The 20,576-nt window shown below is 75.0% G+C and carries 16 protein-coding genes and 1 rRNA gene; 2 read left to right on the plus strand and 15 right to left on the minus strand.

All coding sequences use genetic code 11. The features are described from left to right. The 13 genes from A3CO_RS0128130 to A3CO_RS34695 form a co-directional block, all read right to left on the minus strand. Positions 1–173 (minus strand): 16S ribosomal RNA (locus A3CO_RS0128130); the annotation flags it as partial. A gap of 354 nt (positions 174–527) precedes the next feature. Then, positions 528–1,811 (minus strand): tyrosine--tRNA ligase, encoded by a 1,284-nt coding sequence (gene tyrS, locus A3CO_RS0128135; protein ID WP_018335602.1) that lies wholly within the window; start codon positions 1,809–1,811, stop codon positions 528–530. A 23-nt stretch (positions 1,812–1,834) separates the two neighbouring features. Beyond that, entirely contained in the window at positions 1,835–2,464 is a 630-nt protein-coding gene (locus tag A3CO_RS0128140; RefSeq protein ID WP_018335603.1) for a DNA-3-methyladenine glycosylase, read from the minus strand. After that, positions 2,461–3,927 (minus strand): argininosuccinate lyase, encoded by a 1,467-nt coding sequence (gene argH / locus A3CO_RS0128145; protein ID WP_084682241.1) that lies wholly within the window; start codon positions 3,925–3,927, stop codon positions 2,461–2,463. Before argH ends, A3CO_RS0128140 begins: the two co-directional genes overlap by 4 nt. Further along, complete coding sequence (locus A3CO_RS34685; protein WP_018335605.1) at positions 3,924–4,541, minus strand: arginine repressor; 618 nt, start codon at positions 4,539–4,541, stop codon at positions 3,924–3,926. The genes argH and A3CO_RS34685 overlap by 4 nt, the downstream gene beginning before the upstream one ends. Next, positions 4,538–5,527, minus strand: coding sequence for an ornithine carbamoyltransferase (gene argF, locus A3CO_RS0128155; protein WP_018335606.1), 990 nt, complete (start codon positions 5,525–5,527; stop codon positions 4,538–4,540). Before argF ends, A3CO_RS34685 begins: the two co-directional genes overlap by 4 nt. Then, complete coding sequence (locus tag A3CO_RS0128160; protein ID WP_018335607.1) at positions 5,524–6,735, minus strand: acetylornithine transaminase; 1,212 nt, start codon at positions 6,733–6,735, stop codon at positions 5,524–5,526. Before A3CO_RS0128160 ends, argF begins: the two co-directional genes overlap by 4 nt. Continuing rightward, positions 6,732–7,676 (minus strand): acetylglutamate kinase, encoded by a 945-nt coding sequence (argB, locus tag A3CO_RS0128165; RefSeq protein WP_018335608.1) that lies wholly within the window; start codon positions 7,674–7,676, stop codon positions 6,732–6,734. Before argB ends, A3CO_RS0128160 begins: the two co-directional genes overlap by 4 nt. Beyond that, positions 7,673–8,833 (minus strand): bifunctional glutamate N-acetyltransferase/amino-acid acetyltransferase ArgJ, encoded by a 1,161-nt coding sequence (gene argJ, locus A3CO_RS0128170; protein WP_018335609.1) that lies wholly within the window; start codon positions 8,831–8,833, stop codon positions 7,673–7,675. The genes argB and argJ overlap by 4 nt, the downstream gene beginning before the upstream one ends. Positions 8,834–8,873: 40 nt before the next feature. Beyond that, positions 8,874–9,905, minus strand: a complete 1,032-nt coding sequence (gene argC / locus A3CO_RS0128175) for an N-acetyl-gamma-glutamyl-phosphate reductase (RefSeq protein WP_018335610.1) — start codon at positions 9,903–9,905, stop codon at positions 8,874–8,876. 35 nt (positions 9,906–9,940) lie between these two features. After that, the gene (locus A3CO_RS34690) at positions 9,941–11,875 is read right to left on the minus strand and encodes an NAD(P)/FAD-dependent oxidoreductase (RefSeq protein WP_018335611.1); all 1,935 of its coding nucleotides are present in this window, start codon (positions 11,873–11,875) and stop codon (positions 9,941–9,943) included. A 227-nt stretch (positions 11,876–12,102) separates the two neighbouring features. Then, positions 12,103–13,746 carry a class I adenylate-forming enzyme family protein gene (locus tag A3CO_RS0128185; RefSeq protein ID WP_018335612.1) on the minus strand — a complete coding sequence of 548 codons (1,644 nt, stop codon included), beginning with the start codon at positions 13,744–13,746 and terminating at the stop codon, positions 12,103–12,105. Between the two features lie 78 nt (positions 13,747–13,824). Then, complete coding sequence (locus A3CO_RS34695; protein ID WP_051086130.1) at positions 13,825–14,799, minus strand: winged helix DNA-binding domain-containing protein; 975 nt, start codon at positions 14,797–14,799, stop codon at positions 13,825–13,827. A gap of 38 nt (positions 14,800–14,837) precedes the next feature. Here A3CO_RS34695 and A3CO_RS0128195 point away from each other — a divergent pair, with 38 nt between their 5' ends. Continuing rightward, a complete protein-coding gene (locus A3CO_RS0128195) occupies positions 14,838–16,523 on the plus strand; it encodes an alpha-keto acid decarboxylase family protein (RefSeq protein ID WP_018335614.1) in 1,686 nt (561 codons plus the stop codon). Here the strand turns inward: A3CO_RS0128195 and A3CO_RS0128200 are convergent. Beyond that, the gene (locus tag A3CO_RS0128200; RefSeq protein ID WP_018335615.1) at positions 16,496–17,305 is read right to left on the minus strand and encodes a hypothetical protein; all 810 of its coding nucleotides are present in this window, start codon (positions 17,303–17,305) and stop codon (positions 16,496–16,498) included. The genes A3CO_RS0128195 and A3CO_RS0128200 overlap by 28 nt on opposite strands. 39 nt (positions 17,306–17,344) lie before the next feature. Here A3CO_RS0128200 and A3CO_RS0128205 point away from each other — a divergent pair, with 39 nt between their 5' ends. After that, positions 17,345–17,929 (plus strand): TetR family transcriptional regulator, encoded by a 585-nt coding sequence (locus A3CO_RS0128205; protein ID WP_157647891.1) that lies wholly within the window; start codon positions 17,345–17,347, stop codon positions 17,927–17,929. Between the two features lie 104 nt (positions 17,930–18,033). On the opposite strand, the gene pheT is transcribed toward A3CO_RS0128205, so the two are convergent. Continuing rightward, positions 18,034–20,544, minus strand: coding sequence for a phenylalanine--tRNA ligase subunit beta (gene pheT / locus A3CO_RS0128210; protein WP_018335617.1), 2,511 nt, complete (start codon positions 20,542–20,544; stop codon positions 18,034–18,036). Positions 20,545–20,576 lie beyond the last annotated feature (32 nt).

Here is a 20,576-nt window from a genome sequence, read left to right on the forward strand (position 1 = left end):
ATATCCGGTATTAGACCCAGTTTCCCAGGCTTATCCCAGAGTGGAGGGCAGGTCACCCACGTGTTACTCACCCGTTCGCCGCTCGTGTACCCCGAAGGGCCTTACCGCTCGACTTGCATGTGTTAAGCACGCCGCCAGCGTTCGTCCTGAGCCAGGATCAAACTCTCCAACAAAAAACGTTAGAGACAACCAAGTCCCTGACAAAAACTAGCTACTCAAAGAAACCCCAACAAAATTGGGGCCAGAACACACAAAACGTCAGCACACTGTTGAGTTCTCAAAGGACGACCACACGAACCCGCCCACACCCACCAGATGCGGCACCGCTCGGTGTCCCGATCGAGTCACACCCTACCAGACCGACTGGAGGGCAACCTCTCGAACCTATCCCGCCGCCCGGCCCGGAGGCAACCCCCTCGCCCTGGCGACATCGAGAACATTACACGGGCCCTGAACGCCCTCTCGAGGGGGGTCCCCCTTCGACGTTCCCGCAGGTCGGGCGGTGTTCCCCGCCCGACCCACGGTCGTCACCCCGCGGACACGAGCTCCACGCCCGCCGTCGTCCGCTTCCCGCGACGGACCACGAGCCAGCGGCCGTGCAGCAGATCGGTCTCCGCCGGCGTCCAGTCCTCGGCCTCGACCTTGGCGTTGTTGACGTAGGCGCCGCCCTCGGCGACCGTCCGGCGGGCCGCGCCACGACCGGTGGCGAGGCCGGTGCCCACGAGCAGGTCCACGATCGTCGGGTTGTCGCTGCGGGGCACCGTCGTCGACGGCACCTCGGCCAGCGCCGCCGCGAGGGTGGCCGCATCGAGCTCCCGGAGCTCCCCCCGCCCGAACAGCGCCTGGCTGGCGGCCTCGACCCGGGCGACCTCCTCGGGCCCGTGGACGAGTGCCGTCACGGACTCCGCGAGGGCCCGCTGAGCGGCCCGCGCCTGTGGCTTCTCGACCGTCAGCCGCTCGAGGTCCTCGATCTCCTCGTGGGAGAGCCACGTGAAGGCCCGCAGGTACTCCCCCACCTTCGCGTCCTCGGCGTTGATCCAGAACTGGTAGAAGGCGTACGGACTCGTCAGGGAGGGGTCGAGCCAGACGGTGCCCGCCTCGGTCTTGCCGAACTTCGAGCCGTCGGCCTTGGTGATGAGCGGCGTCCCGAGCGCGTGGACCGAGCGGCCCTCCACCCGGTGGATGAGGTCGATCCCCGCGGTCAGGTTGCCCCACTGGTCGCTGCCGCCGGTCTGCATCGTGCAGCCGTAGCGGCGGTACAGCTCGAGGAAGTCGTAGGACTGCAGGATCTGGTAGGAGAACTCGGCGTAGCTGATGCCCTCGTCGGACTCCATGCGCCGGCTCACGGCCTCCTTGGCGAGCATCCGGCCGACCCGGAAGTGCTTGCCGAGGTCGCGGAGGAAGTCCAGGGCCGAGACGCCCTCGGTCCAGTCCAGGTTGTTCACCAGGAGCGCGCCGTTGCTGCCGTCGAAGTCGAGGAAGGGCCGCAGCTGTGCGCCGATCTTGTCCACCCAGCCGGCGACGAGGTCCCGGTCGTTGAGCGTCCGCTCCGACGTCGGCTTCGGGTCGCCGATGAGCCCGGTGGCCCCACCCACGAGTGCGATGGGCCGGTGTCCGGCCTGCTGGAACCGCGCGAGGGTCAGCCACTGCAGCAGGTGCCCGATGTGCGCACTCGGCGCCGTGGGGTCGATGCCGGAATAGAGGGTGACCGTCCCCGCGTCGAGGTCGCGGCGCAGGGCGTCGAGGTCGGTGCTCTGGGCGATCAGACCCCGCCAGGCGAGGTCGTCGAGGATGTGCGGTGCGGTCACCACCCCATTGTCCCCGGTACGCCGCGCTACCAGTCGGGACCGTCCGCCCGGGCGCGTCCGGCCTTGTACGGCGTGACCGCGGGCGACCCGGCCACCCACAGCCGCCAGGGCCGCTGCTGGGCTGCCGCCACGCCGACCCGCGGGCCGGTGCGGACCGACCCGTCGGGCACGCCGGTCCCCCGCTCCAGCCGCACCGGCGACGCCGGGTCGAGGACGTCGAGGCCGTTGTGTTCCCGAGCCAGGCCGAGCAGCGTGCACAGCCGGGCGGGACCCCGGGCGAGCTCGGCGTCGCGCCCACGGGCGGTCGGCCGACGGACGTGGGCCACGGCCGGGTCGGAGAGCACCTCCCCCGCCCGGAGCAGCACCGCGCCCGGTCGGCCGTCGACGAGCGCGACGACGTTGGCGCAGAAGTGCATTCCGTAGACGAAGTAGACGTAGAGATGTCCGGCCGGACCCCACATCACGTCGTTGCGGGGGGTGCGGCCGCGGTAGCAGTGCGAGCCCGGGTCGTCCTCCCCGCGGTACGCCTCGACCTCGACGATCCGGACGCGCACCTCGCCCTCCGGCACCCGGGCCACGAGCTCGGTCCCGAGCAGGTGCCGGGCCGCCGCCAGCGGGTCGACGGCGAGCTCGGCACGGTCGAGCGGTGCGGTCACCGCCGGTCGATCGGCCGGGCCGCCCAGGCGCGCGCCTCGATCACGGCGCCGACGATCCGGTCGTACTGCTCGGCGACCCGCTTCGGGGCCGTCCCGCCGTGGGCGTCGCGGGAGGCGATCGACCCCTCAACGGTGAGCACGGTCCGGACGTCGGGGGTGAGGGCCGGGTCGCAGGCCTGCAGCTCGTCGTCGGTGAGCTCGTCCAGCCCGACTCCGCGCCCCTCGGCCGTGCGCACGCACGCGCCGGCGGCCTCGTGGGCCCGGCGGAACGGGACGCCCTGCCGGACCAGCCACTCCGCGATGTCGGTGGCCAGGCTGAACCCGGCGGGCGCGAGCTCGGCGAGCCGGTCGGTGTGCACCGTCAGCGTGCGGATCATGCCGGCCATCGCGGGCAGCACCATCGCCAGCTGCGCCGCCGAGTCGAACAGCGGCTCCTTGTCCTCCTGCAGGTCGCGGTTGTACGCGAGCGGCAGCGCCTTCAGCGTCGTCATCAGGCCCGCGAGGTTCCCGACGAGACGCCCGGCCTTCCCCCGCGCCAGCTCCGCGACGTCGGGGTTCTTCTTCTGCGGCATGATCGACGACCCGGTGGACCACGCGTCGTCGAGCGTCACGTAGCCGAACTCCGCGGTGGCCCAGAGGATCACCTCCTCCGCGATCCGGGAGAGGTCGACCGCCACCATCGCCAGGACGAAGGCGCCCTCCGCGGCGAGGTCGCGCGAAGCGGTGCCGTCGATGGAGTTGTCCACGGCGTCGCGGAAGCCGAGGTCCCGGGCGACGGCCGCGGGGTCCAGGCCCAGCGAGGTCCCCGCGAGCGCGCCGGAGCCGTACGGGGAGAGCCCGAGTCGGCGGTCGAGGTCGCGACAGCGCTCGACGTCACGCAGCAGCGCCTGGGCGTGCGCCCCGAGGTGGTGGGCGAGCAGCACCGGCTGGGCGTGCTGCAGATGGGTCCGCCCGGGCATCACGGCGTCCGGGTGGGCGCGGCCCTGTCCGACGAGGGCGTCCACCACGTCGCACACGCCCCGGGCGAGCTCCCGGAGGCGGTCGCGCAGCCACATCCGCAGCTGCGTCGCAATCTGGTCGTTGCGCGAGCGCCCCGCGCGCAGCTTGCCGCCGAGCTCGGGTCCGACGCGCTCGATGAGGCCGCGCTCCAGCGCGGTGTGCACGTCCTCGTCGGCCTCGGCCGCCACGAAGGCGCCGGAGGCCACGTCGGTCTCGAGCCGGTCGAGGCCGTCGAGCATCCCCCGGAGCTCGTCGTCGTCGAGCAGGCCGGCGCCGTGGAGGACCCGGGCGTGCGCCCGGGACCCCGCGATGTCGTACGGCGCGAGTACCCAGTCGAAGTGCGTCGACTTCGACAGTGCCGCCATCACCGCGTCCGGCCCCGAGGAGAAGCGTCCACCCCAGAGGGCCGCTGAACCGCCGGTCGAGCTCCGCTGCGCTGCGTCTCTGCCCGATCCCGCCGTCACCGCAGTCCCTCTCCCTCGTCCTGTCGTGTCCGCGCCGTCCGCGGCGTCGGTCTCGTCGCCAGCCCGACCAGGACCGCGGCCAGACCGGCCCCGTCGAGCGGCTCCCGTGCCACCACCACGACCGTGTCGTCCCCCGCGATCGTGCCCACCACCTCGGCGAGCGCGGCCCGGTCCAGGGCGCTCGCCAGGTAGTGCGCCCCGCCGGGCGGGGTGCGCAGCACGGCGAGGTTGCCGGAGTGGTCGGCCGAGACCAGCAGCTCCGCGAGCAGCCGAGACAGTCTGTCGGTCCCGCCGGTGACGCCGCGTACCGGGCTGCCGTCGTCGGGCACCACGTACCGCCCGACGCCGCCGTCCGCGCCCCGCAGCTTCACCGCCCCGAGCTCGTCGAGGTCCCGCGACAGCGTCGCCTGCGTGACCTCGACGCCCTCGCGCGCGAGCATCGCGGCGAGCTCGCCCTGGCTGTGCACCTCGACGCTGCTGATCAGCTCGACGATGCGGGCCTGCCGTGCGGCCCGGCTGGTCCCCGGACGCAGCCGCTCGAGCCGTTCCCGGGCCACCCGGGGATCGGGTGCGGCTCCGTGGTCGGTGTCGAGCGCCTCGTCCGGGTGCGTCATCGGCCGAGCAGCCAGGTCAGCAGCGCCTTCTGGGCGTGCAGCCGGTTCTCGGCCTCGTCCCAGACGGCCGAGGCCGGGTCGTCGAGGATCTCGGCCGTGATCTCGTCGCCCCGGTGGGCGGGCAGGCAGTGCAGGACCGTGGCACCGGGCGCGGCCCGTGCGAGCAGCTCCCCGTCGATGCGGCACGGCCGGAACGGGGCGACCCGGTCGAGCCCGTCGTCCTCCTGCCCCATCGAGATCCAGGTGTCGGTGACGAGCACGTCCGCGTCGGCCGCGGCGGCCAGAGCCGACGCCCGGCCGTCGACCCCGACGACCGCCGCCGACCCGCCGGTCTCCTTCGCCCGGGCCTGCGCGTCGGCGACCACCGTCGCGTCGGGCTGGAAGCCCGCGGGGGCCGCAATCCGCACGTGCATGCCGGCGGTGACACCGCCGAGCAGCAGTGACTGCGCCATGTTGTTGGCCCCGTCGCCGAGGTAGGTGAGCGTCAGACCTGCCGCCCGACCGTGCCGCTCGACGACGGTCTGCAGGTCGGCCAGGACCTGACACGGGTGGAAGCCGTCGGTCAGCGCGTTCACCACCGGGACGCCCGCGTGGGCGGCCATCTCCTCGATGCGTTCGTCTGCACTGGTGCGCCACACGATCGCGTCGACGTAGCGCGACAGCACCCGGGCGGTGTCGGCGATGGTCTCGCCGCGACCGAACTGCGCGTCGCGGCCGTCGATCATGACCGGCATGCCGCCGAGGGCGGCGATCCCGACCTGGAACGACACGCGCGTCCGGGTGGACGGCTTGTCGAAGATGACCGCGACCGCGCGCGGGCCGGCGAGCGGCCGGTGGCCGTACGGGTCGGCCTTGATCGCGGCGGCGAGCTCGAGCACCTCCGCCTGCTCGGCCGCCGTGAGGTCGTCGTCGCGGAGCAGGTGGCGCGGGCGCCGCGCGGTCGCGGACGCCGCACCGGTCGCCGTGCGCGGCGGGGCGGCGGTCACGACGTCCCCTCCGCGCTCGCGGCACCCTGCGACAGGATCTCGGGGAAGGCCGTCAGGAACCCCTCGAGCTGCTGGTCGGTGACGACGGCGGGCGGGGCCAGCCGCACCCGGGCGGGGACCGCCCCGTTGATCAGGTACCCGGCCTCCAGCGCGGCCGCCGTGACCTGCGGCGAGGCGGGTGCGGTGAGCGCCACCCCGACGAGCAGACCGGCGGCGTCGACGTGGTCGACCAGCGGGTGGTCGAGCCCCTCGATGCGGGTGCCCAGGTCCTTGCCGAGCGCGTCCGCGCGGTCGAGCAGGCCGTCGGCGACGATCGTGTCGAGCACCGCCAGGGCCGCCGCGCAGCACACCGGGTTGCCGCCGAAGGTGGTGCCGTGCTGCCCGGCGCCGAGCAGCTCGGCCGCCGCGCCGATGCCGATGCAGCACCCGAGCGGGAGGCCCCCACCGAGGCCCTTGGCCAGCGTGATGACGTCCGGGACGATCCCCGCCCGCTGGTGGGCGAACCACACGCCGGTGCGGCCGATCCCGGTCTGCACCTCGTCGATCACCAGCAGCGTGCCGGACGCCGAGGTGATCTCGCGGGCGGCCTGCAGGTAGCCCTCGGGCGGGATGATGACGCCGGCCTCACCCTGGATGGGCTCGAGCACGACCGCGGCCGTGTCGGTGTCGACCGCGGTCCGCAGCGCCTCGACGTCGCCGTAGGGCACGAACTCCACCCCGGGCGGCATCGGCTCGAACGGCTCGCGCTTGGCGGGCTGCCCGGTGAGTGCGAGGGCGCCCATGGTGCGGCCGTGGAAGCCGCCCTGGGCGGACACGATCTTCGGTCGGCCCGTCCGCCGGGCGATCTTGAAGGCCGCCTCGTTCGCCTCGGCGCCGGAGTTGCACATCAGCACGCGGCCTCCGGACACGCCGAGCAGCGACAGGAGGCGCTCGGCGAGCTCGACGGTCAGCGGGTTGATGACGAGGTTCGAGGTGTGGCCGAGCGTCGCGACCTGCCGGGACACGGCCTCGACCACCGCCGGGTGGGCGTGACCGAGCAGGTTCACGGCGATGCCGCCCAGCAGGTCGAGGTACTCGCGGCCGTCGGCGTCCCAGACGCGGGCCCCCTCGCCCCGCACGAGGCTGACCGGCGGGGTGCCGTAGTTGCCCATCATGGCGTCGGACCAGCGACGACGGAGGTCCTCACCGGTCGGTGCAGTGGTGGTCATGCGGGGGGACCTCCTTCGTGTGGGTGCGGGAGCGGAGCCGGGGCGAGCGGAGCGACGGGGGAAGGGACGACCATCGTCCCGACGCCCGTGCTGGTGAAGACCTCGAGCAGCACCGAGTGCGCGACCCGCCCGTCGATGACGTGGGCGCGCGGGACGCCGCCCTCGACCGCCCGCAGGCAGGCCTCCATCTTCGGGATCATGCCGCTCGACAGACCGGGCAGGAGCTCGGCGAGCTCCGTCGCGTCGATCTCGGACCGCAGGCTGGAGCGGTCCGGCCAGTCGGTGTAGAGCCCCTCGACGTCGGTGAGGACGACGAGCTTGCGGGCCCCGAGTGCCACGGCGAGCGCTCCGGCGGCGGTGTCGGCGTTGACGTTGTGCACCACGCCGTCGACGTCGGGCGCGACGGTGGAGATGACCGGGATGCGACCGCCCGCCACGAGGTCGAGCACGGCGGCGGGGTTGACGTCGACGACGTCCCCGACGAGTCCGACGTCGACCTGCTCCCCGTTCACCGAGGCGGTGCGGCGCGCGGCGGTGAACAGCTGCGCGTCCTCCCCGGACATGCCGACCGCGAGCGGTCCGTGGGCGTTCACCAGGCCGACGAGCTCGCGCCCGACCTGGCCGACGAGCACCATCCGGACGACGTCCATGGTCTCGGGAGTGGTGACGCGCAGACCGCCACGGAACTCCCCGGTCATGCCCAACCGGTCGAGCATCGCCGTGATCTGCGGGCCGCCCCCGTGCACCACGACGGGACGGATCCCGGCGAGGCGCAGGAAGACCATGTCCTCCGCGAAGGCGCGCCGCAGCTCGTCGTCGACCATGGCGTTCCCGCCGTACTTGACGACCACGACCGCGTCCTGGAACTCCCGCAGCCACGGCAGGGCCTCGGCGAGGACGGCCGCCTTGGCCTGCGCGTCCTCGTGCACGGTGCTGGTCATGACGAGTAGGCGCTGTTCTCTTCGACGTAGGCGTGGGACAGGTCGGTGGTCAGCACCGTCGCGGTGCCGGCGCCGAGCCCGAGGTCGACCTCGACGGTGACGTCGCGGCCGGAGAGATCGGCCTTCGACCGGTCCCCCACCGCGGCCGCCGCGGCGCACAGCAGCACGTTGTTGACCGTCACCGACAGCGTCTCGGGCTCCACCCGGGCCTCGCTGGCCCCGACGGCGGCCGCGATCCGTCCCCAGTTCGGGTCGGAGCCGAAGAGCGCCGTCTTCACCAGGCTGTCCCGCGCGACGGCCCGTGCACCGACGAGGGCGTCGGCATCCGAGGCCGCGCCGGTCACGGTGACGACGATGCGCTTCGTGACCCCCTCGGCGTCGGCCTGCAGACCGCGCGCGAGCTCGGCGCACACCTCGCGCAGCTCGGCGGCGAAGGTCGCCTCGTCGGGGGCCACCCCGGAGGCGCCGGAGGCGAGCAGCAGCACGGTGTCGTTGGTGCTGGTGGACCCGTCGATGTCGAGCCGGTCGAACGTCATGGCCGTGGCCGCCCGCAGTGCGCGGTCGGCGACGCCGGCGTCGAGCTCCGCGTCGGTGGTGACGACGACGAGCATCGTGGCGAGGCTGGGCGCCATCATCCCGGCGCCCTTGGCGAACCCGCCGACGGTCCAGTCGTCGCGGGAGCGGACGGCCTGCTTGTCGACGGTGTCGGTGGTGAGGACCGCGGTGGCGGCGAGGGACCCGGCCTCGGCGTCGGCGCCGAGCGACCCCGCGGCGTCGTCCACCCCGGCGAGCAGGGAGGGCATCGGGAGGCGCTCCCCGATCAGCCCCGTGGAGCAGACGGCGACCTCGATCGCACCGCACCCGAGGACCTCGGCGACCTTCTCGGCGGTGCGGTGGGTGTCGCCGAACCCGTCCGGACCGGTGCACGCGTTGGCGCCGCCGGAGTTGAGCACGACCGCCCGCAGCGCGTGCTCCCGCAGCACCTGCTGCGACCACAGGACCGGGGCCGCCTTGACCTGGTTGCGGGTGAACACCCCGGCCGCGGTGTGTGACGGCCCGTCGTTCACCACGAGGGCCAGATCGGGACGGTCGCCGTGGGCGCGCAGGCCGGCACGGACTCCGGCGGCGCGGAAGCCGGCGGCGGCGGTGACGCTCACGACGTGCTCCGGGGATGGTCGGCGGACGGGACGGGGACGGTCACGGGGCGAGCCCCGCGGTGGGCAGACCGAGGGTCTCCTCGAGGCCGACGGCGACGTTCACCGATTGGAAGGCCCCGCCGGCGGTGCCCTTCGTCAGGTTGTCGATCACCGCGGTGGCCACGAGCCGGCCCGCGTCGGCGTCCACCTCGACCTGCACCTGGACCGAGTTCGACCCCAGGACGCTCTTGGTGGCGGGCTGGACGCCCTCGGGCAGCAGGTGCACGAACGGCTCGTCGTCGTACGCCTTGGCGTAGACCCGCCGGGCCTCCGCGGCGTCGATCGCGGGGTCGGCCAGCGGGGCGCTGACGACCGCGAGGATGCCGCGCGGCATCGGGGCGAGGACCGGGGTGAACGACACACGCACCGCCCCCGCCCCGAGGTCGGAGAGGTTCTGGACGATCTCGGGCGTGTGCCGGTGAGCGCCGCCGACGCCGTAGGCCGTCGCGGAGCCCATGACCTCCGACCCGAGCAGGTGGGCCTTCGCGGCGCGGCCGGCGCCGGAGGTGCCGGAGAAGGCGACGACGCTGATCTCGGGCGCCACGATCCCGCCGGCGACGGCCGGCAGCGCGGCGAGCGTCGCCGTGGTCGGGTAGCAGCCCGGGACGGCGACCCGGCGGCTGTCCCGCAGCGCATCCCGCGCCCCGGGGAGTTCCGGCAGGCCGTAGGGCCAGTGCCCCGCGTGCTCGCCGCCGTACCAGCGCTGCCACGCCGCCGCGTCCCGCAGCCGGTGGTCCGCCCCGCAGTCGACCACGAGGACGTCGTCCGGCAGCTGCGCGGCGAGCTCCGCCGAGCGACCGTGCGGCAGGGCGAGGAACACCACGTCGTGCCCCGCGAGGGCGTCCACCGTGGTCTCGACGATCGGCCGGTCGGCCAGGGGGGTGAGGTGGGGCTGGTGGGCACCGAGCAGACTGCCCGCGGAGTCCCCCGCGGTCAGCGCGCCGACCTCGAGCTCCGGATGGCCCAGCGCGAGCCGCAGGAGCTCACCTCCGACGTAGCCGCTGGCTCCGGCCACCGCGATCCGCATGCGCATGACTATGCACGATCACGGAATTCCATGCAACGTGGTCAGCGGAACTCGTGTCGCCCCGGCGTCAGCCAGGTGAGCGCCGGCTGGTCCCCGGTCGCGGGTGCCCGGACGACCTCCGGTCCACCCGTGCCGGCGGGTGCGGGCGTGGGCGTGGGCGTCGGGAACGACGGGTGCGGCTCGCGCAGGGTAGGGCCGTCGATGACGGCCGGGTCGACCACGGTGGGGGTCGGCGCGGCGGGCGCCGCCGCACCCGTCGTCGGGACCTCGCCGCAGGCAGCGACCGGAGAGGCCACCGGGGCCACCGGGGCCACCGGGTCCCCGTCGCCGCGACGGGGCGAGGGCGCCACGGCGCCCGCCGCCACCGGGTCCCGGCCGAGCAGGGCGGTCGCGACCCAGTCGAGGACGATCCGCGCCTTGCGTTCGGCGGTCGGCATGGCCCAGAGGTGGTAGGCGCGGTGCAGCGCGTAGGCGGGCCAGCCCATGAGGCGCACCCCGCGGATCTCCGCGACGCCCCGGCGGCGGCCGAGTCCGGCGACGACCCCGGCCGAGGCGTGCTGGTAGGGCTGCAGCGGGCGGCCGCCGAGGTGGGCGACGACGTTGCCCGCCAGCACCCGCGCCTGACGCACCGCGTGCTGGGCGGTCGGCGCGGTGAGCACCTGCGGGTTCTCGTCGGCGAGCAGGGCGCCGCGGGCGAGGTCCGGCACCGCGGCGCCGTCCCCGGCCGCGAACACGTGCGTCCGGCCGATGACCTGCAGCATCGCGGTGCACCGCACCTTGCCGGTGCGCTCGAGCGGCAGGTCGGTGCGCTCGAGCAGCGGGTGCGGCCGGGTGCCGGCGGCCACGACGACCGTGTCCGTCGGGACCGTGGTCCCGTCCGCGAGCCGGACCACGCCGCCCTCGGCGGACACCAGACCGGCGCCGACGCGGACCTCGACGCCGCGCCGGGCGAGCCGGCCGTGGACGCGGGCCGCGGTCGGCTCGCTCACCTCGGGCATGATCCGCTTCGCGGCCTCGACGAGCACCCACCGCAGCTCGTCGGGGTCGATCCCGACCTGGCGTCCCGCGCGCCGGGCGAGGTCCTCGAGCTCGCCGAGGGCCTCCACCCCCGCGAAGCCGCCCCCGACGACGACGAAGGTGAGCAGCCGCGCCCGCCGTGCGGCCTCGGCCGGGGTGGTCGGCACGACGGAGGCGGCGGCGTCGAGCCGGGAGAGCACCTGGTCGCGCAGCGCCGCGGCGTCCGACACGCTGCGGAAGGTGAACGCGCACTCGGCGAGCCCGGGCACCGGCAGCTCCCGCGCCACGGCGCCCGGCGCGATCACGAGCACGTCGTAGGGGATCTCCTTCGAGAGCCCGTCGGGCAGCGAGACCACGGCACGACGGCGGGCGTCGTCGATCGCGACGACCGACCCGGTGACCACGTCGCAGCGGTCGAGCACCCGGCGCAGCGACACGGTGAGGTGCCGCGGGGCGATCGAGCCGCCCGCCGCCTCGGGCAGGAACGGCTGGTAGGTCATGTGCGGCTGCGGGTCGACCACCGTGATCGAGCCGACGGGGGTCGACGCGCGGTCCCGCGGGCCTCGGCGCCGACCGCGGTGCCGCCCGTCGCCGGAACGCCCGAGACGCGCCTGCAGGGCCCGGGCCGCGACGAGCCCGACGTACCCGCCGCCGACCACCAGGACCCGGGCGCCCGGCACGAAGTCCCCGGTGTCGGGGTGGCCGGGCAGGACGCCCGGCGACCGCAGCACGGTGCCGCCGGCGAGCGCCGCGCCGCCGCCCAGCGCGACGACGGCGAGCCCCGCGGCGAGCCACCAGCCGACGAGGCCCGCCGCCCACAGCCCGAGGATCAGCGCCGGCCCGGTGAGTACGCCGAGGAGGGCGACGAGCCGGGTCGGCGTGCGGGGGCGGCGGCCCGTCGGGGACCACTGGGTCGGCACATCGGGCACGCCCGGGTACTGCGCCGGGTACTGCGGCATCGCGTGGGCTCCTGTCGGGGGCAGGACGGGGTGGCTGTCGTCCACCGACCGGGCGGACCCGGGGGGAGCCGGTGGACGACTGCTCACGCTAGGCACACGGACGCGTGCGGAGCGCGCAGCTGAGAAGGGCTCGGGCCCTCGCCGCCCGACGCCGTCCGGCCCGCGCTCAACTGCGCCGGATTGGTCCGCGCGGAGCAGTGCCCTGCAGCGAACGCGCGTTCGACCTCTCAGGAAGCGGCGTCACTCCACGCCGGACCGCCGGCCGCGCCGAGGAGCGTGTCGCGGAGATCCCGCTTGAGGACCTTGCCCGCCGCCGACATCGGCAGCGCGTCCACCACGAAGATCCGTCGGAGCCGCTCGTAGGGCCGGACGGCTCCGTTGATCGCGGCCGCGAGGTCGGCGACCACGTCGGGACCCGACCCCGCCGAGAGGACCACGGCCGCCGTCGGGAACTCACCCACGGCGTCGTCGGGCAGGCCGACCACCGCCGCCGTCAGGACCTCCGGGCGGGCGACGAGACGCTCCTCGAGCTCGCGCGGGTAGACGTTGTAGCCCTTGAACAGCAGCATGTCCTTGACGCGGTCGACCACGGACACGAGCCCGTCGGCGTCGACGATGCCGATGTCCCCGGTCCGCAGCCAGCCATCGACGAGCGTCTCGGCCGTCTCGTCGGGACGGTCGTGGTAGCAGCGCATCACCTGCGGCCCGCGCGCCCAGATCTCGCCGCGCTCCCCCACGCCGACCGGGTCGTCGCCGGGGCGCCCGGAGCCCACCTCGAGCAACGCGAGCTCGGTGTCGGCGATCGGGACGCCGACGGTGCCGATGCGCCGGTGCGCGGACCGCGCCGACGGCGAGGTGCAGAGCGCCATCGTCGCCTCGGTGAGCCCGTAGCCCTCGAGGACGATCGCGTCGGGCATCAGGGCCGCGATGCGTTCGGCCTGCGCGACCGCCATCGGGCTCGCGCCGGAGGTCACGGACCGGACGCTGGAGAGGTCGCGGGTGCGGGCGTCGGGGTGCGCGAGCAGCGCGTGGTACATCGCGGGCGCCCCGGACAGGGTGGTCGCGCGGTGCCGCTCGACGTCGGCCAGGTAGACGGCGGGGTCGAAGCGGTCCTGGACGACGGCCGTGGTTCCGGTGACCAGACCGATGGTGAGCCCGTTGGTGCCCATGGCGTGGAACCACGGCGCGACGGCGAGGGCGACGCCCTGCCCGAGCCGCACCGGGTGCTCCTCGGGCGGCGAGGTCTGCTCGACGGTGATGCCGCCGTGGACGTCGGGGGCGGGGACCGTGCCGGAGCCCGACGCCGCGTACTGCAGGACGTTCGCGACGACGTTGGCGTGGGTGAGCTCCACGCCCTTCGACCGCCCCGTCGTCCCGCCGGTGTAGGCGAGGTGGGCCAGCGCGACGGTGGGGTCGAGCTCGACGTCGGGCGGGGCGTCGGCCGGGCCGGTGGGCAGGTCGAGGTGCCGGCCGTCGGTCCCGATGACGTTCGTGAGGGTGGTGTCGCGACTGACGACCGCGACGGCCCCGGCGTCCTCGAGCTGGGCCCGCAGCAGGTCCGGCGGGAGGGCCAGGCTCGCGAGCGCGACGGTGGCACCGGCCAGCAGGATGCCGTGGTAGGCGACCGGCCAGACCAGCGAGTTCGGCAGGTGCAGCCCGACGACGTCGCCCGGCCGGATCCCGCGCGCCACGAGCGCGTGGGCGACGGCGCACGCCTCGGCCCACAGGTCGCGGAACGTCAGCGCGTCGTCGTGGTGCACGAGGGCGGCGCGGTCGCCGTACCGCCGGGCGGCGCCGTCGAGCAGGGCCCCGACGGGGACCACGGGGAGGTCGATGGAGATCGGGGAGCGCAGCGTCGAGCCCGTCGTCATGAACCGGGAGTCTGCTCCTCCACGACGTGGATTTCCTGCCACTGGACGCCAGCAACGACGCTTCGCTGCCACGACGGATCAGAACAGCGCCCGCTCCACCCGACGGTTGCGGCCGCTCCCCTTCCACGCCCAGGTCCCGACGATCCGGCCGTCGCGCACCACCGTCGGGCGGAACACCCCGTTGCCCCCGGGGACGATCGCGTCGGCGTGCGCCGGGTCCAGCACCTGCGAGCGATCGGCGTAGCCGAGGACGAACTCGTCGAAGCCGGGCAGCAGGAGCTCGTCGGGGACCTCCGCGGCCGCGAGGCGGTCAGGCGTCCCCGGGTCGTGGAGCAGGCCGTCGGTCTCGGCGAGGTCGGGGCGGGCGCCGTCGATCGCGGTCGTGACGTCGGCCGCGGGCAGCCCCGTCCACCGGGCGAAGTCCTTCCGGTCCGCCGGGCCGTGGGAGCGGAAGTAGCGGCGGGCCCACTCGACGAGGGCCTCGTCGCGGTCGAGCCGCCGGGGCGTCGGCACCCACTCGTCGAGCAGCACGAAGGCCTGCTCCTTCGGTCCGGCGAACGGCCCCTGGACGAGCAGGCCACGCTGGCAGAGGACGCTCAGCGCGTGGTAGGCGCGCGAGCCGGAGAGGTCGAGCCCGGCGTCGGCCCAGCGCGCGGCCATCTCGGCCCGGGTCCGCCGCCCACCGCCGCGCAGCACCTCGGCCGCGACCTCCCCGGCCCGCTCGAGGGTGTCCTCCGCGAGCCCGAGCCCAGCGCGCCGCTTCGCCGCCGCGGCCAGGGGGCGGGGCGTGCCGAGCGGCAGCATCCAGGCGAGGTCCTCGGCCGCGACCACGTGCAGGGTGCCGCGCATCGGCCACGACCGGACGATCCGTCCGTCGTCGAACGCCCGACGGACCGCGTCGACGTCGCCCGCCGTCGTCCGCAGCGCGATCGACTCCAGGACACCCGGCAGGTCCTGCCCCTGGGCGCAGCCCAGCCAGGCCGCGGCGTCCGCGGGTGTGACGCACCGCTCGCCCACCAGACGCAGGGCGGCGAGCCGGAGGAGTCCGACCATGTTCTTCACGACCCCGGATCCTGGCAGCATCGGCCGACATGACCTACTGCGTCGCCGACTACCTGGCCGACCGCCTCGCCGAGGTCGGGGTCGAGCACGTCTTCGGCGTGCCCGGCGACTACAACCTCGCGATGCTCGACCACGTCGTCGGGCACGATCGGCTGCAGTGGGTCGGGTGCGCCAACGAGCTCGACGCCGGGTACGCCGCCGACGGGTACGGGCGGCTGCGCGGGATGGCGGCCCTGGCCACCGCGTTCGGCGTCGGCGAGCTGTCGGCGATCAACGCGGTGGCGGGGAGCTTCGCCGAGCACGTGCCCGTGGTGCACGTCGTGGGCGCGCCGTCGACCGACCACCAGTCGGCGCACCGGATGGTCCACCACTCGCTCGGCGACGGGGTCTTCACCCACTTCATGACGATGCACGAGGGCATCACCTGCGCGCGGGCGGCGCTCACCGTGGAGTCGGCCCGCGCGGAGATCGACCGGGTGCTCGTCGAGGTGCGCGACCGGCACCTCCCCGGCTACCTCCTCATCCCGACCGACGTCTCCGCCGCCGCGGTCGACCCGCCGTCGGGAAGCCTCCCCGCGCCGGTGGACCACACCGACCCGGAGGCGCTGGCGGGCTTCGTCGAGAGCGCCCGCGCGCTGCTGGAGAAGGCGGGCTCGGTGGACCGGGTCGGCGTGCTCGCGGGCCTGCTCACCCACCGCGTGGGCGGGCGGGAGGTGCTGCGGGACCTGCTGGACGCCGGGCCGCTGCGCCACGCCACCGACGTGTGGTCGAAGAGCCTGGTGGACGAGAGCGTCGAGCACTTCGTCGGCACCTACGCGGGCGCGGCGAGCGCCGAGGAGGTCCGGGCAGCGGTGGAGGACGCGGCCGCACTCATCGTGGCCGGGGTCTACTTCACCGACCTGACCAGCGGGTTCTTCACCCAGCGGATCACGCGCTCGCGGACGATCGAGCTCGGCGCGCGGACGGCGAGCGTGGGCGCCGCGACGTTCTCGCCGGTCGAGCTGCCGACCGCCCTCGCCGCGCTGGTCCCCCTGGTCGCGGAGCTCGCGGCCCGGGGCGGGGTCACCGCGCCGCGTCCCGCGCCGGCCCCGGTCCTCACGGCCTCCGACGCCTCCGAGCCGCTCTCGCAGGACGCGCTGTGGGCCGAGGTGGCGGACTTCCTGCGCGAGGGCGACGTGGTGCTGGCCGACCAGGGCACGTCGTTCTACGGGGCGAGCACCCACCGGCTGCCGCGCGGCGTGGACTTCCTCGGGCAGCCGCTGTGGGCGTCGATCGGCTACACGCTGCCGGCGACGCTCGGGGCCTGCCTCGCGCAGCCCGACTCGCGCGGCGTCCTGCTCATCGGCGACGGCGCCGCGCAGCTGACGGTGGCCGAGCTCGGCACGATCGTCCGCGAGGGGCTCGCGCCGGTGATCGTGGTGGTCGACAACGACGGCTACACCGTCGAGCGCGCGATCCACGGCCCGGCCGAGCCGTACAACGACATCGTCCGCTGGGACTGGACGGCCGCCCCCGCGATGTTCGCCCCCGGCGGCGGGGCCACGGCCCGGCGCGCGAGCACCGTCGGCGAGCTCCGGGCCGCTCTACGCGCGGCGCGGGAGGACCCGACGACGACGGCGATCGTGCAGGCGGTGGTGCCGCGCGACGACGTGCCGCAGCTGCTCGCCGACCTCACCAAGGCGCTGGGTCAGGCCAACTCCGACGCCAGCTCCTGAGCGAGGAACTCCACGGTCATCGCGTCGACCTGCCGCGCGGCGTCGGTCTGCGGGGCGGGCTCGACGCCGGGCTCGTCCGCGAGGGCGTGCCCCATGTCGTTGACGACCCGCAGGTCGGCCCGGACCCCCTGCTCGCGGCGCATGTCGCGCAGGCGCCCGGCCGGGTAGAGCACCGCGTCGAGGTCGTCGTCGCCGCCGACGATGCACCGCACGGCGGTGGCGCCGAACTCGTGGGACCGCCACACCAGGTCCATCCGGTCGGCCACCGCCTCGGACTCCGGCGTCCACCGGTAGTCCACGCCGAACTCGCGCGCCAGGACGTCGACCAGCGGCCGCAGCTGGACCAGGGGGCTGATCAGGACCGCGGCCCGTGCCTCGACGACCTTCCCGACGACGACCCCTCCCGCGACCCCCGCCCCCGCCGAGCCGCCGACCACGGCGACCGGTCCGTCGCCGATCCCCTGCGCGGCGCGGACCTCGTCGAGCAGGCCGGGGAGCTCGGCGACCGCCTCCTCGTTGATGCGGCCGTGCAGGTTCAGCACCGGCTCCTCGTAGCCGAGCCGCATGACCTCCTCCTGACCCGGCGAACGCTCGCCGCACAGCGGCAGGCCGGGGTAGAGCCGCCACACGTCCAGCCCTGCGAGCGGCAACGCGGCCGCGAAGGCCCGTTCCGTGCGCGGCGCGTCCATGAGGTGCCAGGCGATGACGAGCGGCGCGTCTGCCCGTCCCGACGACGGCGGCTCGAGCACGTACGGGACTCCGGCGGCGGAGGTGCTGTACATAGTCCAATACCGTAGCTGGACGCTGTACAGTTGGGAAGCGTGAGAACCCCCGGGCAGCGGGCCGGTCTGACCCGACCCACCGTCGTGACCGCGGCGCGCGAGGTCCTCGACGACGGCGCATCGTTCTCCATGCGCGCCGTGGCCGGACGCCTGGGGGTCGCCCCGAACGCCCTGTACAGCCACGTCGCCGGCCGGGACGCCCTGCTCGACGCCGTGCTCGACGACCTGCTCGCCGCCCTGCCGTCGCCGGTCGTCGGGGATCCACGGGCCGGGCTGGTGGACCTGATGACCGCCACCCACGACCTGCTCCTCGCCCACCCGGGCCTGGTCCCCCACTTCGTGGCCCGGCAGGGTTCGCGCGGCCCGAACGCCCAGCGGCTCGGCGAGAGCATGCGCTCCTGTCTGGCGGCGGCGGGCGTGCTCGACCGCGCCGCGCAGGACACCGCGATCCGTGTCCTCGTGGTGCACGCGATCGGCAACGCCGCCCTCGGGGTGACCGCGGACGGTGCCCCGCTGCCGCCGGACGTCCTGCGCGCCACCTACGCCGCGGGGTTGTCGTGGCTGGTCGACGGGGCGCTGGGGTCGGCGGCGGCCGTCGAGCGAAGGGCACCGTCGGTCGGGTAGACCGACCGTGGGCGCCCTTCGCCACCGGGGTCCGCCCTGGCCGAAGGGGCCCTTCGCTCGATCTATCCGACCGGAGGTGCCCTTCGCTCGACCGCGGGAAGCGCTCAGGCGCGCAACGTCGCCCCGTGCCGCTCCCCGGCGAGCGCGATCGCCGCGTCCCGGGCGGCGCCGGCCTCCTCGAGGGTCAGCGTCCGGTCGGGCGCGCGGAGCCGCAGCGCGAACGCCAGCGACCGCCGGCCCTCCCCCACCTGGGCACCCGAGTAGACGTCGAAGAGCCGCACGTCCTCGATCAGCTCGCCGCCGCCCTCGACGAGGTCGGCCTCGATCGCGGCGACCGGGACGTCCTGCGCCACGACGAGCGCGACGTCGAGCAGCACCGGCGGGAAGGGCGACACCTCCGGGCGCGCGAGCACCTCGCGCACCGGCAGCCGGTCGAGCTCCAGCTCCATCGCGCACGTCCGCGGCGGCAGCCCTAGCGCCTCCAGCACCTTCGGGTGCAGCTCGCCGGCGTGCCCGACGAGAACGCCGTCGACGTGCAGCGCCGCGCAGCGCCCGGGGTGCCACGGCGCGTGGCGGTCGTTCGACACCGTGGGCGTCGCCCCGTACACCGCGGCGACGGTGCGGGCGGCCTCGACCGCGTCCGCCCACGTCGACGGCCGGCCCTCGCCCCACCAGCCCTTGGGCTCCCACGCGCCCGTGAGCACCGCGCCGACCCGCAGCGGCTGCGCCGGCAGCGCCTCGAGCAGGGCGGCGATCTCCGCGTCGGAGGGTCGCGCGTCGGTCCCGACGACGGGTGCGTCCGCCGGCTCCCCGTCGGGGCGGGCCACCTGGCCGACGTGGAAGAGCGCGAGGTCGCGCAGGCCGCGCGAGACGTTGCGGACGACCGCGTCGAGCAGGCCCGGCAGCAGCGTCGTCGCCATGAGCGAGCGGTCGGCGTCGAGCGGGTTCGCGAGCCGGACCGCGGTGCGGCGCGAGTCGTCGTCGTCCAGGCCGAAGGCGTCGAGCACGGCCGGCGACATGAACGGCGAGGGCAGGACCTCCTGGAAGCCCGCGTCGGCGAGCGCGTGGGAGACCTGCCGACGCCGGCGCTGCGCCATCGTCAGCCCGGTGCCGCCCGCGAACACCGGGAGCACCGACGGGATGACGTCGTAGCCCTCGAGGCGCAGGACCTCCTCGACGAGGTCGGCGGGGCGGGTCAGGTCGGGCCGCCAGGTCGGCGGGACCACGGCGACGCCGTCACCCCCGACGTCGACCCCGCAGCCCACCTGGACGAGGCGCCGCACGCTCGCGCCGCGCGGGTAGGTCACGCCGGCGACGCGGTCGGGCAGGTCGAGCGGCATCGTGATCGTCGGGGTCGGCGCCTCGATGCCCGCCGCGAACGGGCCGACGTCGGTGACGCCGCCCTCGATCGTCGCGCCCCCGTGGTGCGCGAGCAGCGCGGCGGCGCGGTCCGTGGCGGCCCGCGCCACGGCAGGGTCGACCGCCCGCTCGAAGCGGCGCGCGGCCTCGCTCGGGAGCTTGTGACGCCGGGCCGTGCGCGCCACCGACGCCGGGTCCCAGGTGGCCGCCTCGAGCAGCACGTCGGTGGTGGTCGGGGTGACCTCGGTCGACGCCCCGCCCATGACGCCCGCGAGCCCGATCGGGCCGGAGTCGTCGCTCACCACGACGTCGTCCGGGTCGAGGGCGCGGCTGACGTCGTCGAGCGTCGTGATCTTCTCGTCGGCGCGGGCCCGCCGGACCACGACGTCGCCGGTCACCCGCGTGGCGTCGTAGGCGTGCATCGGCTGGCCGAGCTCGAGCATCACGTAGTTCGTCACGTCGACCGCGAGCGAGATCGGACGGATGCCCGCGAGCAGCAGCCGGCGGATCATCCACCACGGCGACGGCGCCGTCGGGTCGAGGTCGGTGACCCGGCGGGCGACGAAACGACGGCAGCCCGACGACGGGTCGACGACGACCGGGTAGCCGGCCTCCCCCGTCGTCGGGACCCCGTGGTCGATGGCGGCGGGGTCGCCGAAGGGTGCGTCGTACGCGCCCGCGAGCTCCCGGCCCATGCCGCGGATCGACAGCGCGTACCCGCGGTCGGGGTTGACCGCGATGTCGAGGACCGCGTCGGCGTCGCCCTCCGCGAGCCCGAGCAGGGGCGCGGCGTCGGTGCCGGGCTCCGCCGTGTCCGGGGGCAGCACGAGGATGCCGGCGTGGTCGTCGCCGAGGCCGAGCTCGTCGAGGGCGCACAGCATGCCGTCGGAGACGCGGCCGTAGGTCTTGCGGGCGGCGATGGCGAAGTCGCCGGGCAGCGTCGTGCCGGGCAGCGCCGCGACCACGAGGTCGCCGACGGCGAAGTTCGTGGCGCCGCAGACGATGCCCTGGGGCGCCGCCGGGTCGCTCCCCCGCGTCCCGACGTCGACCCGGCAGAACCGGATCGGCTTCTTGAACTCGGTCAGCTCCTCGATCTCGAGGACCTTCCCGACGACGAGCGGGCCGGGGACGGCCTCGAGCGCCACGACGTCCTCGACCTCGAACCCGACGCGGATCAGGGCCTCGGCGAGGTCGTCGGCCGAGGGCTGCTCGGTCAGACCGACGTGCTCGGTGAGCCACGAGACGGGGACGCGCACGGGAGAATCAGACCTTCCGGTGTCGGGCGGGG

The organism is Actinomycetospora chiangmaiensis DSM 45062 (assembly GCF_000379625.1).
Lineage (GTDB): Bacteria > Actinomycetota > Actinomycetes > Mycobacteriales > Pseudonocardiaceae > Actinomycetospora > Actinomycetospora chiangmaiensis.